The organism is Salinisphaera sp. LB1, from assembly GCF_003177035.1.
In the GTDB taxonomy this organism is placed as follows: domain Bacteria; phylum Pseudomonadota; class Gammaproteobacteria; order Nevskiales; family Salinisphaeraceae; genus Salinisphaera.
This window is the reverse complement of record NZ_CP029488.1, coordinates 1667905-1683138: the sequence shown is the minus strand read 5'-3', so window position 1 is coordinate 1683138 and position 15234 is coordinate 1667905. Positions and strand designations below refer to the sequence as shown.

The 15234-nt window shown below is 64.5% G+C and carries 15 protein-coding genes; 12 read left to right on the top strand and 3 right to left on the bottom strand.

The features are described from left to right. Nucleotides 1–16 precede the first annotated feature (16 nt). Nucleotides 17–625 (bottom strand): TetR/AcrR family transcriptional regulator, encoded by a 609-nt coding sequence (locus tag SALB1_RS07570; protein ID WP_145961274.1) that lies wholly within the window; start codon nt 623–625, stop codon nt 17–19. 385 nt (nt 626–1010) lie between these two features. Between SALB1_RS07570 and SALB1_RS07565 the strand changes: the two genes are divergently transcribed. The 10 genes from SALB1_RS07565 (at nt 1011) to SALB1_RS07520 (ending at nt 8839) form a co-directional block, all read left to right on the top strand. Then, nucleotides 1011–1337, top strand: a complete 327-nt coding sequence (locus tag SALB1_RS07565; RefSeq protein WP_109993315.1) for a multidrug efflux SMR transporter — start codon at nt 1011–1013, stop codon at nt 1335–1337. Between the two features lies 1 nt (nt 1338). Then, nucleotides 1339–1653, top strand: coding sequence for a multidrug efflux SMR transporter (locus SALB1_RS07560; protein WP_109993314.1), 315 nt, complete (start codon nt 1339–1341; stop codon nt 1651–1653). A gap of 84 nt (nt 1654–1737) precedes the next feature. After that, nucleotides 1738–1992: a Trm112 family protein gene (locus SALB1_RS07555; protein ID WP_109993313.1), complete on the top strand. Its 255-nt coding sequence runs from the start codon at nt 1738–1740 to the stop codon at nt 1990–1992. Further along, on the top strand, nt 1989–2855 hold the full coding sequence (locus SALB1_RS07550; protein ID WP_109993312.1) for a 6-carboxytetrahydropterin synthase: 867 nt from the start codon (nt 1989–1991) through the stop codon (nt 2853–2855). Before SALB1_RS07555 ends, SALB1_RS07550 begins: the two co-directional genes overlap by 4 nt. A gap of 33 nt (nt 2856–2888) precedes the next feature. After that, nucleotides 2889–4226, top strand: a complete 1338-nt coding sequence (locus tag SALB1_RS07545) for a dihydroorotase (RefSeq protein ID WP_109993311.1) — start codon at nt 2889–2891, stop codon at nt 4224–4226. Nucleotides 4227–4305: 79 nt separating this feature from the next. Then, nucleotides 4306–4746, top strand: a complete 441-nt coding sequence (gene fur, locus SALB1_RS07540) for a ferric iron uptake transcriptional regulator (protein WP_109993310.1) — start codon at nt 4306–4308, stop codon at nt 4744–4746. Between the two features lie 187 nt (nt 4747–4933). After that, nucleotides 4934–6124 (top strand): sulfate adenylyltransferase, encoded by a 1191-nt coding sequence (gene sat / locus SALB1_RS07535; RefSeq protein ID WP_109995328.1) that lies wholly within the window; start codon nt 4934–4936, stop codon nt 6122–6124. A gap of 448 nt (nt 6125–6572) precedes the next feature. Next, on the top strand, nt 6573–7502 hold the full coding sequence (locus SALB1_RS07530; RefSeq protein WP_370453249.1) for an L-lactate dehydrogenase: 930 nt from the start codon (nt 6573–6575) through the stop codon (nt 7500–7502). A 121-nt stretch (nt 7503–7623) separates the two neighbouring features. Then, complete coding sequence (locus tag SALB1_RS19700) at nt 7624–8001, top strand: nitronate monooxygenase (protein ID WP_109993308.1); 378 nt, start codon at nt 7624–7626, stop codon at nt 7999–8001. 220 nt (nt 8002–8221) lie between these two features. After that, a complete protein-coding gene (locus tag SALB1_RS07520; protein ID WP_199678724.1) occupies nt 8222–8839 on the top strand; it encodes a nitronate monooxygenase family protein in 618 nt (205 codons plus the stop codon). A gap of 186 nt (nt 8840–9025) precedes the next feature. Here the strand turns inward: SALB1_RS07520 and SALB1_RS07515 are convergent, their stop codons facing one another. Further along, nucleotides 9026–9226, bottom strand: a complete 201-nt coding sequence (locus tag SALB1_RS07515; protein ID WP_109993306.1) for an acetyltransferase — start codon at nt 9224–9226, stop codon at nt 9026–9028. Next, entirely contained in the window at nt 9226–9576 is a 351-nt protein-coding gene (locus SALB1_RS07510; protein ID WP_109993305.1) for a DUF488 domain-containing protein, read from the bottom strand. Before SALB1_RS07510 ends, SALB1_RS07515 begins: the two co-directional genes overlap by 1 nt. A gap of 453 nt (nt 9577–10029) precedes the next feature. Here SALB1_RS07510 and SALB1_RS07505 point away from each other — a divergent pair, with 453 nt between their 5' ends. Then, the gene (locus SALB1_RS07505) at nt 10030–11379 is read left to right on the top strand and encodes a nitrate/nitrite transporter (RefSeq protein WP_109993304.1); all 1350 of its coding nucleotides are present in this window, start codon (nt 10030–10032) and stop codon (nt 11377–11379) included. A gap of 61 nt (nt 11380–11440) precedes the next feature. Further along, nucleotides 11441–15172: a nitrate reductase subunit alpha gene (locus SALB1_RS07500; protein ID WP_109993303.1), complete on the top strand. Its 3732-nt coding sequence runs from the start codon at nt 11441–11443 to the stop codon at nt 15170–15172. Nucleotides 15173–15234: the final 62 nt, after the last annotated feature.

The following is a 15234-nucleotide window of genomic DNA, read 5'->3' as shown; positions in this document are numbered from 1 at the left end:
GTTGCAGCCCAGCGATTCAGTCCTGGGGCGCGGTCAGTCCGGCCCAGAAGATCGGCCAGATCGAGGCGACGCGGCGGTCGTACTCATCCACGGAGTACATGAAGCGTTCGCTGAACAGGCCGTCCATCAGGCAATAGAACGCATCGAGGAAGCCTCGCTCGCTGAGTTCCGGCCACACGCCGTCGCGCACACCCTGGGCATAGATATCGTGCAGCGCGGCGTTGATACGCGCCTCGCCCCGCCCGGTCACGGCCCGCACCTCGGCGGCCAGCGGCTCGGGCGGGAACAGCAGATAGCGCTTGTAGAACACGCCCTGTGCCTCGACCAGGATGAAGCGCGACAGATCGCACACCAGTTCGAACAACCGCGTATGCACGTCGGCGCCGGCATGCCGGGTCAGGCTGTGGTCGAGCGCCGCGAACAGCGCCGCCTCGACCCGCTCGACCAGCGCCATGAACAACGCCTGCTTACTCTCGATGTGGTTGTACAGCGACGGCTTCTGGATACCGACTTCGCTGGCGAGCTGCGACAGACTCATGCCGTCGTAGCCGTGGCGGGCGAACAACGACAACGCAATGTCGTGGACGCGATCAACAGTAGCTCGGGAGGCAGACGAAGTGCTCATGGCAGGGCCTTGCGGGTTTTGGATGTCATGCGACGCCGCGACCACCGCACGCTGTGAACGGAACGAATGATTATTGATCGTCTCATTTTAGGGTCTGTTGCCGTTTCGTACACGTGCCGCGTTGGAGACCGCAAATCCGTCGAGACAAGGCGCGGGTCGCCGTATCGGCGCCCTGACTGGTTTTATGAGCGGCCCGAAATCCTGTCGGCCGAGGCGCGGCGCACGGTCATTCGGCGTTCAAGCCCTGCCGCCAGATAGCGCGATTTCAGGCTGCACTCGGCATGCCAACCACTGTGTTACCGATCCGGTCGCATGCCACTCGGAACACTGGCCACGGCGAATCATGGATTGTTAAACTACCGACCGTTCGTTAGCGGAGTAAGCAATGAGAGCCTGGTTCTGGCTGGCGCTGGGCGCTGGTACCGAAATCGGCTGGGTTGCCGGCCTGAAGCTGGCCGCATCGCCCCTGGCATGGGCCGCCACGGTGATTTGCGCCGTGGCCAGTGTGGCGCTGGCGCTGGGCGCGACGCGCGATCTGCCGGCGACTACCGTGTATGTATTGTTCGTCGGCCTTGGCGCCGTCGGCACGGTGCTCTTCGAAGCCGTGGTATTCGATACGCCACTGCATCCGGCGACTTACGGCTTCCTCGTGTTGTTGCTGGTCTGCATCGTCGGGCTGAAAAAGACCGGCGATCGCCGGCCGGAGGCATGACATGGCCTGGCTCTGGCTTATGGCCGCCGGCGCCTGCGAGATCGTGGGCGTGGTCGGTTTCGCCCGCATCAGTCATGGGCGCCGCGTCTCGGGCGCGCTCATCGCCGGCGTGGCTTTTTCCTGCGGGTTGGCGTGTCTGCATGTTGCGATGAACGATCTGCCGATGGCGGTGGCCTACGGCGTATTCACCGGCCTCGGCGCGCTCGGCAGCACGCTCATCGGCATCGTGTTCTGGGGCGAATCGGCGCGTCCGGCACGGCTGGCATGGGTCGCCGGGCTGGTGGTCGCCGTGATCGGCCTCAAGCTCAGCATGTAGCCAAACGCCGACGCCGGCCCGGTGTCGCGTGAAACGGCCACAGGCCCTAAACTAGGCACAAGTCTAGCCACGCCGGCCCTACCCATGGACAAGCAACTGCTCGAGATTCTGGTTTGCCCGGTGACAGGACTCTCGCTGTCGCTGGCGGAATCGGCCGAAATCGACGCGCTCAACGCCGCCATCGACAACGGCTCGGCGGTATACGCCGACGGCAGCGCGGTAAATGAACGCGTCGCCGCCCTGCTGGTCACCCGCGACCGTGCCACCGGTTATCGTATCGACGACGGCATCCCGATCATGCTGCCCGAGCGCGGCATTGCCCTGCCCGAGGTGTCGTGAACCCGAACGATCACTCGTTGCAACTGTTCGTCGAACACGTCACGCATATCGACTGCGGCGTGCTCGACGCCGAGGCCGGCCTGCGCGGCGCCACCTGGCTGGTCGATGCCACGCTCACCGGGCGGCGCGGCGAAGACGGCATGCTGTTCGACTTCGGCCCGGCCAAGCGGCTGCTCAAAGCCGAGATCGATGCCCTGGTCGATCATCGTCTGCTGGTGCCCGCGCGCGTACCGGGCGCCACGATAGACGGCTATCGCATCGATTTCACCACCAGGTCGGGGGATCGTTACCGCTATGTCGGGCCGGCGAGCGCGACCACTGTGTTCGACACGGCCGCGATCGAACCCCGGGCGCTGGCCCGCTGGCTGGAGGAACGCGTCGGCCCGAAACTGCCCGCCAACGTCGAAGCGCTGAAGATCGACCTGCGCGCCGAATCCATTAGCGACGCGGCCTACGACTACACGCACGGCCTGGCGGCCCACGATGGCAACTGCCAGCGGCTGGCGCACGGCCATCGCTGCCGGCTGGCGGTGACCATCGACGGCGTGGCCCGCGCCGACATCGCCCAGGCCTGGGCCAAAGCCTGGCAGGGCGTGTTCATCGGCCATCGGGCCGACCTGACCACGCCGGCCGATGCGGAACGCCTGGGCTTCGGCTATAGGGCGCCGCAGGGCGAATTCGCGCTGGACATCGCGGCCGCGCGCTGCGTGCTGCTGGAGGGGCCGCCCACCGTGGAGAACATCGCCGACCATATCGCCAGCGAGCTCGCGGCACGCCATCCCGGCCACCTGGTGGCGGTGCGCGCCTACGAGGGCGTGGGCAAGGGCGCGATCGCGACGCGCAGCCACGCGGCCCGTCCCTGATACGCTCAACCGACTCATCGTAACGGTGCGACCATGACCGACACCCTGATCACCAACGCGACCCTCGTTAACGAGGGCGAACGCTTCATCGCCGACCTGCTGATCTCCGACGGTCGCATCGCGCGCATCGACGGCGAGATCGCCGCGCCGCCGCATGCCCGGGTGATCGACGGCGCGGGCTGCTATCTGCTGCCCGGCATGATCGACGATCAGGTGCATTTCCGCGAGCCCGGCCTGACCGAAAAGGCCGACCTGGCCAGCGAATCGCGCGCGGCGGTTGCCGGCGGCATCACCAGTTTCATGGACATGCCGAACGTCCAGCCGCCGACGATCGACAACGAAGCCCTGCTGGCCAAGCTGGAAATGGCCCGGGGCCGCTGCGCGGCCAACTACGGTTTCTATCTCGGCGCGACCAACGACAACATCGAGGCGATCAAGTCGGTCGACGTGACCCGCGCGGCGGGCATCAAGATATTCATGGGGGCCTCCACCGGCAAGATGCTGGTCGACGACGAGGCCGCGCTGGAGGCGATATTCGAACACTCGCCGCTGACCATCCTCACGCACTGTGAGGACACGCCCATGATCGAGGCGAACGCGGAAAAAGCCCGTGCGCGCTTCGGCGAGGACGTACCGATGAGCCAGCATCCGGTCATCCGCTCCAGGGCCGCCTGCATGGCCTCGTCGAAAAAAGCCATCGACCTGGCCACGCGGCACGACGCCCGGCTGCATATCCTGCACATCACCACGGCCGAGGAACTGGACCTGTTCACGCCCGGCCCGATGACGGGGAAACAGATCACGGCCGAAGCCTGCGTGCACCACCTGTTCTTCAGCGACGCGGATTACGAACGCCTCGGCACGCTGATCAAGTGCAACCCGGCGATCAAGACCGCCGCAGACCGCGCCGCCCTGTTGAAAGCCGTTGCCAACGACACCATCGATATCTTGGCCACGGATCATGCGCCGCATGTGCGCGCCGACAAGGACAACCCCTATTTCTCGGCCCCGGCCGGGCTGCCGCTGGTTCAGCATGCGCTGATCTCGCTGGTGGATCAGGTCTCGGCCGGTCATTTCAGCATGGAGCAACTGGTCCAGAAGATGGCCCATAACGTGGCGGAGCGATTCGATATCGCCGAACGCGGTTATCTGCGCGAGGGCTACTGGGCCGACGTGGTCCTGGTCGACCCGAGCGCGCGCACCGTGGTCGACGACGAACCCGTGCTGGCCAAGTGCGGCTGGACGCCTTTCAACGGGCACACCTTCGATGCCCGGGTCATGGCGACTTTCGTATCTGGTCAAGCCGCGTATCATGACGGTAAACTTAGCCAAGGCTGTATCGGCGAGGCGTTGAGCTACGATCGGCGCTGACAGCCACCCGCGCCGCTGAATCGTCAGCCGCCGGCGCGGCCCTGCGCCACGCCACGTGAGCGTTTTCGAGGTGTCGAGTATGGAAACCAGCGATCTGCGCAAGGCGGGCCTCAAGGCTACGCTGCCGCGCCTGAAAATTCTGGAGGTTCTGCAACAGAACCGACAGGATCATCTGTCGGCCGAGGACGTCTACCGCAAGCTGCTCGACAACGAGGAAGACATCGGCCTGGCCACGATCTATCGCGTGCTGTCCCAGTTCGAGGACGCGGGGCTCGTCATCCGTCATCATTTCGAGGATGGCCATGCCCTGTTCGAGCTGGAGCAGGGCCCGCACGATCATCTGATCTGCGTGAAGTGCGGCAAGATCGAGGAATTCTTCGACGACGAAATGCAGCAGCGCCAGCGCGATCTCGCGCAGAAATCCGGCTTCGACCTGTCCAAGCACACGCTCGTGCTCTACGGCGAATGCCAGGCCGCCAACTGCGAGAACGACACCAGCGGGCGCAAGAAGGACTCGTAACCCGGCGCCGCCCAGCGCGCCTCCAAACCTTTCGGCATGACGTTAGACCCGACTTCCGGGTTGCCGCGCCTTTCGGCACGTCGTTAGACTCCTTTGCTTTAACACGAATCGCGGCCATAACGCACCGGCATAAAAAGCCGACGCGGGCGATCGGTCTTCGGCCGCGAAACACCCACGCGGAATGCTCATGATCAAACCCCACGGTTCGGAAACGCTCAATCCGCTGTTCGTGGCCAACGAGACAGCGCGCAACCAGCTCGTCCAGGAAGCGCGCGAGCTGCCGCAGCTTACGGTCAGTTCAGCCGCCGCGGCCAATGCGGTGATGCTGGGCGCGGGCTATTTCAATCCGCTGACCGGCTATATGGACAAAGCCAACGCGATGTCGGTGGCGCGGGATATGCGCACCGCCGACGGCCTGTTCTGGCCGATTCCGATCGTGAATATCGTGGCCGACCCGGAACCGATCCGGGGGGCGGCGCGCATCGCGCTGAACGACCCGAACGTCGAAGGCACCCCGGCGATCGCAGTGCAGGATGTCGACGGCATCGAGGAAATCTCGGACGCCGAGATGACCGAGATGGTCACGCACATCTTCGGCACCGATGACGACGCGCATCCCGGCGTGGCCACCTTCAAGGGCCTGGGCCGCTATATCGTGCACGGCCCGATCCAGGTGCTGAATTTCTCCTACTTCGAGCACGACTTCCCGGATACCTTCCGCACCGCACCCTCGATCCGCGACGAATTCGCCGAGCGCGGCTGGGACAAGGTCGTGGCCTTCCAGACCCGCAACCCGATGCACCGCGCGCACGAAGAACTGTGCAAGATGGCGCTGGAGGCCACCGGCGCCGACGGCGTGCTGGTGCATATGCTGCTCGGCAAGCTCAAACCCGGCGATGTGCCGGCGCGCGTGCGCGATGCCGCCATCCGCAAGATGGTCGAGCATTATTTCCCGGAAAACTCGGTGATGATCGCCGGCTACGGCTTCGACATGATGTATGCCGGGCCCCGCGAAGCCGTGCTGCATGCCGTGTTCCGCCAGAACGCCGGCTGCTCTTATCTCATCGTCGGCCGCGACCATGCCGGCGTGGGCGACTTTTACGGCGCCTTCGACGCCCAGGCTATCTTCGACGAGAAAGTGCCGGACGACGCGCTGGAAATCGAGATCTTCAAGGCCGATCACACGGCGTTCTCGAAGAAACTCGGCCGCGTTGTGATGATGTCCGACGCGCCCGACCACAGCAAGGAAGACTTCGTGATCCTGTCGGGCACAAAGGTGCGCGAGATGCTCGGTCAGGGCATCGCCCCGCCGCCGGAATTCTCGCGCCCGGAGGTGGCCGAAATTCTGATGGACTACTATCAGAGCAAGACCGCCTGATCCGTCAGCGGGCGATCACGCACGAAGCCCGGCCCCGGCCGGGCTTTTTCGTGGTTCATCGTAGATTTTCGGACGATGACGCCCGCGGATTCTGACGGCTCAGGCACGGCGCTGGACGAATGGACGGCTTACTGGTTCGGAAATGCCGAACGAGTCCTGATAAAAGTCTCGAGCCACCCGTCTTCGCCGACCTCCGGTTTCGCGCTGCAGCGCGAGTCACTTCTCTTGCTTGCTCAAGAGAAGCAACCAAGAGAAGAGCACCCGGCGCGGCGCCGGCGGGACGAAAATACAGACACGACACTTCAGGATTTAGCGTATTCCGGCACGCACGGCGCTGCATTCAAGACGCCAGCGACTCGCGAGCAACAAAGAGCCCGCGTTGGTTGATATGCATCAAGGCCCATCGGGCGCCATGGTTTAGTCTGCGGACACGATTCAACGCCCGCGAATTCCCATGACCGTTTCCCGCACACCCCGCATCGTCATCATCGGCGCCGGCGCGGTGGGCGCCGATACGGCGTATACGCTGTATCTGCGCGAACGGGCGCCCGATATCGTGCTGGTCGATATCGACGAACAACGCGCCCGCGGCGAAGCGCTCGACATGCAACATGGCCAGGCCCTGGCCGGCGGCGCCCGAGTGCGCGCCGGTGACTACGCCGACTGCGCCGGTGCCGCCATCGTGATCATTACCGCCGGCGCCGCCCAGAAACCCGGCCAGTCGCGCGAGGCGCTGCTCGAGCGCAACGGACAAATCATGGCCTCCATCGTTGCGGCCGCCGAGCAGCACATGGGCCCGGACACCGTGCTGCTGATCGCCACCAATCCGGTCGATACACTGGCCCAGATCGCGGCGCGCCACGCCTGCCGCCCGAATAGCCGGGTGATCGGCTCGGGCACCGTACTCGACAGCGCCCGCCTGCGCTGGGGGCTGGGCGAGGTGCTCGGCGTCGATGCCCGGCACGTCCATGCCCACGTCATCGGCGAGCACGGCGACAGCGAGCTCGTGGTCTGGAGCCATGCGCATGTAGCGGGCGCACCGTTGGCGCTGCCTGCCGCGCAACGCGAAGACATCGCCCGCGCCACGCGAGACGGGGCCTACGAGGTGATCCGTGCGAAGGGCCATACCAGCTATGCGATCGCGTTATCGCTGGATCGCATCTGCGCGGCCATCCTGAACGACGACCACGCCGTGCTCACGGTCTCCACCGCTCTCGACGGCGCCTACGGCGTGTCGGACCTCTATCTCAGCGTGCCCTGCGTGGTCGGGCGCGCCGGTGTCGAACGGGTGATCGAAATGGCGCTCGACGGCCCCGAACGCGCTGCCCTCGCGCAGTCAGCGGCGCTTCTCCGCGATCGGGTCGCGCCATTCGTCTGACCGCCCCGCGAAGCGGCCACAAGCCAGACAAACAGGAACTGTTTCATCCGGGCGCTTAACGCGTCTACGGTAACCGAGCGCGACCGTTACGGGCTTGTGCCATTCAACCCAGGAGGCGTTTATGCACACCGCGTTGACCCGCCAGTTCGATATTGAACATCCGATCCTGCTTGCCCCCATGGGCGGCGTTTCCGGCGGGGCGCTTGCCCGCGCGGTCAGCCTCGCGGGCGGACTTGGGTTGATCGGCGCCGGTTACGGCGATGCCGATTGGCTGGCGCAAGAAATGGCCTACTGCCGGCATTGTCGTTTCGGCGTCGGCTTCATCACCTGGGCTTTGCACGAGCAGCCGGCCCTGCTCGATCAGGCGCTTGCACAAGGCCCCGCGGCCATCATGTTCTCCTTTGGCGACTGCGCGAAATACGTCCCACGCGTACCAGGGCCTGTTGCCGTTTCGTACGAGTCCGCGCCAAGCGCTGTTTTGCGGCAAGACGAGGCGTAGCGAACGTAGCGTAATCATTCTACGTGAGAGAGCTACAACGCTGGATTGCCGCAAAACAGCGCTTGTCCCTAAGGGTTGGGCCGCAAATCGCGCCCGGCGGCGTTGCAAGCCTGGGTCGTGGCACGCCACGACGCGGCGGCTCGCGCCTTGCCGGACACGATTTGCGGACGCCAACGCGGCGCTCGCACGAAACGGCAACAGGCCCTAGGCCGGAGCTCTGGTGATATGCCAGATCCAGAACCTTGCCGATGCCCGACACGCCGCCGAAATCGGCGCCGATCTGATCGTCGCACAGGGCACTGAAGGCGGCGGCCACGGCGCAACGCGCAACACCTTCAGCCTGGTACCGGCGGTGGCCGACGCCGTGGCCCCGGTGCCCGTCGTCGCGGCCGGCGGGGTCGCCGACGGCCGCGGGCTGGCCGCCGCACTCATGCTCGGCGCGTGCGGCGTGCTCATGGGCACCCGGTTCTATGCCAGCACCGAAGCCCTGGGTCTGGAGGCCGCGAAACAGGCGATCACGCGCTCCGGCGGAGACCAGACCCTGCGCACGCGCGTATTCGATATCGTGCGCGGCTATGACTGGGGCGATTATACCGGCCGCGTGATCGACAATCGCTTCACCCAGGACTGGCACCACCGTGAATCGGCTCTGGCCGATCAGGTCACACGCGAACGCGAGCGCTACCGGAAGGCCGTAGCCGAAGGCGATGCCGACACCGCCGTGCTGTTCGCCGGCGAAGCCATCGACCTGATCGAACAGATCGCGCCGGCCGGCGAGATCATCGCTCGGCTTGTGGCGGAGGCAGAAGCTGCTCTAAGCCGGAATTTCAATTATTAATCCGGCATCAAAACAGCTGACTTCATCAGCTGTTTTCAACGCCTTCAAAAATAAAAGCCGGCGCCTGTCCGTCTTTTATTTTTGAAGGCTTCGCGGCCGATGGCCGCAGCGAGCATGCGGTCGCATACGCGCGCTATTAACCCGAAAAATCATCTATTTTTGTGCCGGGTTAATAAGCCGCGCACTTCAGCATTCCTTGTCTTGCGCGGTGTGCGGTGCCGGCAACAGTTCGCGCAGATCGAGCTTTTCAATCGCGCCGATCGCTGCCTCCAATGCACCCTCGCCGCACAGGCCCGACATCGCGGCATCTTCATAACCCAGCCGCGCCGCCTCGACGCACGCCGATCGGACGCGCTCGGCCAACACGAGATCGCCTTCGTCACCCATCAACGGCTCTCCAGATAATCCGCCAGCACCACCGCATTGTTGCACTCGGTATCGCGGGCGGCGAATAACAGGGTCAAGCCTTCGGTGTCGGCGCGGCGACGCAGCTCATCGATCGCCTGTGGATCGCATTCATCCAGTTCCGCCCGATAGGCCCGGCAAAACGCCTCCCAGCGCTCGCGATCATGGCCGAACCATCGCCGCAGCTCGTTCGACGGCGCCAGTTCCTTGGACCACGCATCGAGCCTGGCGTTTTTCTTGGCGACGCCGCGCGGCCATATCCGATCGACGAGAACCCGATAGCCGTCGTCATCGGCCACATCGTCGTATATCCGCTTCAGTCTGATGCGCATGCCCTGCTCCGGCAGAATCCTGCCTGGATCACGCCATTTCGCTGCACGCCGTGTCAATCAGCGGCGACGCGATCAGCAGAGTCCGGGCGCACCGCGGGCACCGCGCACTTGCATGGCCTGAACGCACAAGCCGGGCACGCCAATCGTCGCGTGACGGCCCCGGCTCTTGTGACGTGGACCGCCAGGCGGCGAGGTCGATGGCGCGCCGCAAGCTTGCCACTACTCCCGGCGCCAGACCCGGCCCCACGCCAAAAGCGCGATACAGCGAAAGATACCCGGATACCACGAGGCAGCGGAACTTCAGATCCTGACAACAGCGTCGAGGCCTACTTGATCTTCGTCAATTTCAAGTTCTCGCCAGCGAGGTAGCCTCTGATCCGAAACTACTGAATCCCATTCCTACACATATTCGGGCCATCAGAGCGGCCTGCGTATGGCTTCAGGATCCTGACTATGGCCATAGGCGATCAACTTTCCACTCGTGCGCAGTCGATCGCCGGCAGCCCGTCGAAGGCACTGTTCGGTGCCACCCTCGGGTTCTTCATCGGGTTCGGGGCCGTCTCGTTGTTCGGGCCGACGGCCCAGAATTTCATCGAAGTCATGAAGCTCAGCCCCGGCCAGGTCGGCTTCCTCGTCGCCATTCCGATGCTCACCGGTTCGCTGCTACGCATCCCGTTCGGTGCCTGGGTCGACAACAACGGGGGCAAGCTACCTTTCCTGATTCTGCTGGTGATGTCGGTGCTCGGCATCGCCGGCCTGTGGTGGATGTTGATCAGCCTGTATCCGGCCCATCTGACTCAATCGTATTACCCATTGCTGCTGTTCTTCGGCGCGCTGGGGGGCTGTGGGATTGCCACGTTCTCGGTAGGTATCGGGCAGGTCTCCTACTGGTTTCCCAAGCAGCGGCAAGGCTGGGCGCTGGGTACCTATGCCGGGCTCGGCAATACATCACCCGGGCTGGTGGCGCTGATACTGCCGCTGATCATTGCATTCTGGGGCTTGTGGGCGGCCTACATGCTGTCGATCGCCATCGTGGTCATCGGCGTCGCGCTTTACTTCGGGCTAAGCCACAACGCCGGCTATTTCCAGCTCCGCAAGCAGGGATTGTCGCGAGAGGACGCGCGTCAAGCCGCCACCGAGGCAGGTCAGGAACTATTCCCGCAGGACAATGCCTTCCGCACGCTCGTGGAAGCGGCCCGGCAATGGCGGACGTGGCCGCTGGTATTGCTTTATTTCACGACGTTCGGCGGCTTTCTGGCGCTCACGGCCTGGCTGGCGACCTACTGGCAGACGTATTTTCATACCACCCACTGGACCGCCGTGGAGCTGACCGCGGGCTTTTCCTTGCTGTCGTCGCTTATTCGCGTTCCCGGCGGCAGCTGGGCCGACCGACTGGGCGGGGAAAAAGTCGCGGTGGCATCGCTGACGCTGCTGCTCTTCGGCGCCCTGCTGATGACATTCTCGGGCACGTTCGTGTTATCGATCGCCGGCGAAATCTGCATCGCCATCGGGATGGGCGTCAACAATGCCGCGGTGTTCTGCATGCTGCCGCGCTACGTACCCGATGCCGTCGGCGGCGCCTCCGGCTGGGTCGGTGGGCTCGGCGCCCTGGGCGGCTTCGCCGTACCGCCGCTACTCGGGCAATTCGTGGAATGGTTCGGGCCAAGCGGTTATGCCTGGGGCTTTTCCGTCTACATCGGTCTGGCGCTCGCCAGCATCGCGCTGACCGGCGTGCTGATGGCCGCCATGAAACGCCAGCAGCGCAGGCAACCGGCTGCCACACCCAGCAAGGCGTCGGCATGAGGGCGAAACAGGCCCCAGCGCACGACACCGCTACCTGCGCGATCGCATCAGGAGCCCGTCCATGAGTCATTTCCTCGATCGACTGACCTATTTCCGGCGCCAGGGCGATGCATTCGCCGACGGCCACGGCGAGGTCAATCACGACGACCGGTCCTGGGAAGAAAGCTATCGCCAGCGTTGGCAGCACGACAAGATCGTGCGCTCGACCCACGGCGTGAACTGCACCGGCTCCTGCTCGTGGAAGATCTACGTCAAGGACGGGCTGGTGACCTGGGAGACCCAGCAGACCGATTACCCCCGTACCCGGCCCGATCTGCCCAACCACGAGCCCCGCGGCTGCCCGCGTGGCGCCAGTTATTCCTGGTATATCTACAGCGCCAATCGACTCAAGTATCCCTTGGTACGTGCGACCCTGATCAAGCTGTGGCGCGAGGCACGCGCCGCACACGCCGACCCGGTGGATGCCTGGGCGTCGATTGTCGACGACGAAGCCAAACGGCGCAGCTATCAGAAGCGCCGCGGACTTGGCGGCATGGTTCGGTCGAGCTGGGACGAGGTCAACGAGATCATCGCCGCTGCCAACGTGCACACCATCGAACGCTGGGGGCCGGACCGGGTGGTCGGTTTCTCGCCCATCCCGGCCATGTCGATGCTCTCTTACGCGGCCGGGGCGCGCTATCTGTCCTTGATCGGCGGGGTTTGCCTGTCGTTCTACGACTGGTACTGCGATCTACCGCCGTCCTCCCCCATGACCTGGGGCGAACAAACCGACGTGCCGGAGTCCGCCGACTGGTACAACAGCAAGTTCATCATGATGTGGGGCTCCAACGTGCCGCAGACGCGCACGCCCGACGCCCATTTCGTGACCGAGGCCCGCTACAACGGCACCGAGATCGTGGTCTGCTCCCCGGACTATGCCGAGGCCACCAAATTCGCGGATCTGTGGTTGTCGCCCAAGCAAGGCACCGATGCCGCGCTGGCGATGGCGCTCGGCCACGTGATCCTCAAGGAATTCCACGTCGACAATCCCGACCCGTATTTCCAGGATTATGCGCGGCGCTACACCGATATGCCGATGCTGGTCCGGCTCGACGCCCACGAAGACGGCCTGGTGCCGGGCCGATTCGTCCGCGCCAGCGATCTGAGCGGCGCGGCTCCTGTGCACGGTGACTGGAAGACCGTGATCTGGGATGAGACCACCGATGCCCCCGCCGTGCCGCAGGGCGCGGCCGGCTTTCGCTGGGATGGCAGCGGCCGCTGGAATCTCGAGGAGAAGACGGCCGACGACGCCGATATCCACCCGTGGCTGACGCTGCTCGATCATGCCGATGAGGTCGCCGCGGTCGCCTTCCCGTATTTCGGTGGCGTCGAGCACGAACAGTTCACGTCCAATACCCAGCGCGACATCCTGTGGCGACGGGTTCCCGTCAAGCGACTTGCTCAGGCCGACGGCACACACGTGCGGGTCGCCACGGTATTCGATCTGATGGTCGCCCACTACGGCGTCGGCCGCGGTTTCGACGACGATACGGCGGCTCGTACCTTCGCGGATGATGTCGCCTATACACCGGCCTGGCAGGAAACGATTACCAGCGTGCCCGCGGCGCACGTGATTCGGACCGCACGCCGCTTTGCCGAAACCGCCGCCAAGACCCGCGGCAAATCGATGGTGATTCTGGGCGCCGGCCTGAATCACTGGTATCACAATGACATGAGCTATCGCGGCATCATCAACATGTTGATGATGTGCGGTTGTGTGGGCGTATCCGGCGGGGGTTGGGCGCACTATGTCGGCCAGGAGAAACTCCGCCCGCAGACCGGCTGGCTGCCGGTTGCCTTTGCCTTGGACTGGATGCGTCCGCCGCGCCAAATGGCCGGCACGTCATTCTTCTATTCCCACTCCGATCAGTGGCGCTACGAACAGGTCGACGTTGGCGAGATCCTGTCGCCACTGGCCGATCCCGAGCAATGGCGCGGCAGCCTGATCGATTACAACGTTCGCGCCGAACGCATGGGCTGGCTGCCCTCGGCGCCGCAATTGAACCGCAACCCGCTCGAAATCGCGCGCGAAGCCGCGGCGGCCGGCCGCGATCCGGCCGAATACGTGGTCGAGCAGCTGCGCACCAAGAAACTCCGTATGGCCTGCGAGGACCCGGACGCGCCGGAAAACTGGCCGCGCAATATGTTCATCTGGCGCTCGAACCTGCTGGGCGCCTCGGGCAAGGGCCACGAGTATTTCCTCAAGCACCTGCTGGGTGCCGACGACAGCGTGCAGGGGCCGGACCTGGGCACCCAGGGCAGCCAGCGCGTCGAGGAAGTCGTGTGGCACGACGAAGCGCCCCGGGGCAAGCTCGATCTGCTGGTCACGCTGGACTTTCGCATGTCCTCGACCTGCCTGTACTCGGATATCGTGCTGCCCACCGCGACCTGGTACGAAAAGGACGATCTGAATACCTCGGACATGCATCCGTTCATCCATCCATTGTCCGAGGCGGTCGATCCGGCCTGGGAATCGCGTTCGGACTGGGACATCTTCAAAGGCATCGCCGGCGCGTTCTCGCAGGTCGTCCAGGGCCGGCTTGGCGTCGAACAGGATCTGGTCACGCTGCCGCTGCTGCACGACACGCCGGGCGAGCTGGGCCAGCCGTTCGACGCCGCCGAATGGTACCGCGGCGAATGCGACCCGCTACCGGGCAAGACCATGCCCGCGATCAAGCAGGTCGAGCGCGACTACCCGGCTACTTATGCACGATTCACCAGCGTGGGCCCGCTGCTGGAAGAACTCGGCAACGGCAGCAAGGGGATCAACTGGGACACGGCTGAGGAAGTCGCCGAGCTCGGCGCCCAGCACCGCCCGCAATTCGGCGACGACCGGCCGCGTCTGGACACCGCGATCCAGGCCTGCGACACGGTGATGTCGCTGGCGCCGGAAACCCACGGCAGCGTGGCCATCAAAGCCTGGGCGGCGCTAGAGAAAATCACCGGGCGCGAGCATCGCCACCTGGCAGCGGCCAAGGCGGGGGAACATATCCAGTTTCGCGACCTCGTCGCCCAGCCGCGCAAGATCATCAGCTCACCGACCTGGTCGGGGATCGAATCCGAGCATGTGTCGTATAACGCCGGCTGGACCAATGTGAACGAACTGATCCCCTGGCGCACGCTCACCGGACGCCAGCAGTTCTACCAGGATCATCAGTGGATGCGCGCCTTCGGCGAGGGCTTTGCGAGCTACCGGCCACCGGTCAATACCAAGACCTGGAAGGCGATGCTCGACGCCCGGCCCAACGGCAACAAGGAGCTGGTACTCAGCTGGATCACGCCGCACCAGAAATGGGGTATCCACAGCACCTATACCGACAACCTGATCATGCTCACGCTCTCGCGCGGCGGGCCGATCATCTGGATTTCGGAAATCGATGCCCAGCGCGCCGGCATCGAGGACAACGACTGGATCGAGGGCTACAACGTCAACGGCGCCGTCGTGGCCCGGGCGGTCGTCTCGCAGCGTGTGCGCGAAGGCATGGCGATGATGTACCACGCCCAGGATCGCACCGTGAACACGCCCGGCTCCGAGATCACGGGCAATCGCGGCGGTATCCACAACTCGGTGACGCGCACATTGGTCAAGCCCACACACATGATCGGTGGCTATGCCCAGCAGAGCTACGGCTTCAACTACTACGGCCCGGTGGGCGCCAATCGGGACGAATTCGTGATTATTCGCAAGATGGACCGGGTCGACTGGCTCGAGGGCGACGACGAGAGCATCGAGCAGCAGGACTACGTGCGATGAGTGCGCTTGTTGCCAGTAGGCTTACGGCCCCGGCGCGCACGAGGACTCGTGTTCATTTGGAG

Bases quoted from the DNA above. Each gene is read 5' to 3' on its own strand.
- SALB1_RS07570 (WP_145961274.1), bottom strand. From the start codon at position 625: ATGAGCACTTCGTCTGCCTCCCGAGCTACTGTTGATCGCGTCCACGAC.
- SALB1_RS07565 (WP_109993315.1), top strand. From the start codon at position 1,011: ATGAGAGCCTGGTTCTGGCTGGCGCTGGGCGCTGGTACCGAAATCGGC.
- SALB1_RS07560 (WP_109993314.1), top strand. From the start codon at position 1,339: ATGGCCTGGCTCTGGCTTATGGCCGCCGGCGCCTGCGAGATCGTGGGC.
- SALB1_RS07555 (WP_109993313.1), top strand. From the start codon at position 1,738: ATGGACAAGCAACTGCTCGAGATTCTGGTTTGCCCGGTGACAGGACTC.
- SALB1_RS07545 (WP_109993311.1), top strand. From the start codon at position 2,889: ATGACCGACACCCTGATCACCAACGCGACCCTCGTTAACGAGGGCGAA.
- fur (WP_109993310.1), top strand. From the start codon at position 4,306: ATGGAAACCAGCGATCTGCGCAAGGCGGGCCTCAAGGCTACGCTGCCG.
- sat (WP_109995328.1), top strand. From the start codon at position 4,934: ATGATCAAACCCCACGGTTCGGAAACGCTCAATCCGCTGTTCGTGGCC.
- SALB1_RS19700 (WP_109993308.1), top strand. From the start codon at position 7,624: ATGCACACCGCGTTGACCCGCCAGTTCGATATTGAACATCCGATCCTG.
- SALB1_RS07515 (WP_109993306.1), bottom strand. From the start codon at position 9,226: ATGGGTGACGAAGGCGATCTCGTGTTGGCCGAGCGCGTCCGATCGGCG.
- SALB1_RS07510 (WP_109993305.1), bottom strand. From the start codon at position 9,576: ATGCGCATCAGACTGAAGCGGATATACGACGATGTGGCCGATGACGAC.
- SALB1_RS07505 (WP_109993304.1), top strand. From the start codon at position 10,030: ATGGCCATAGGCGATCAACTTTCCACTCGTGCGCAGTCGATCGCCGGC.
- SALB1_RS07500 (WP_109993303.1), top strand. From the start codon at position 11,441: ATGAGTCATTTCCTCGATCGACTGACCTATTTCCGGCGCCAGGGCGAT.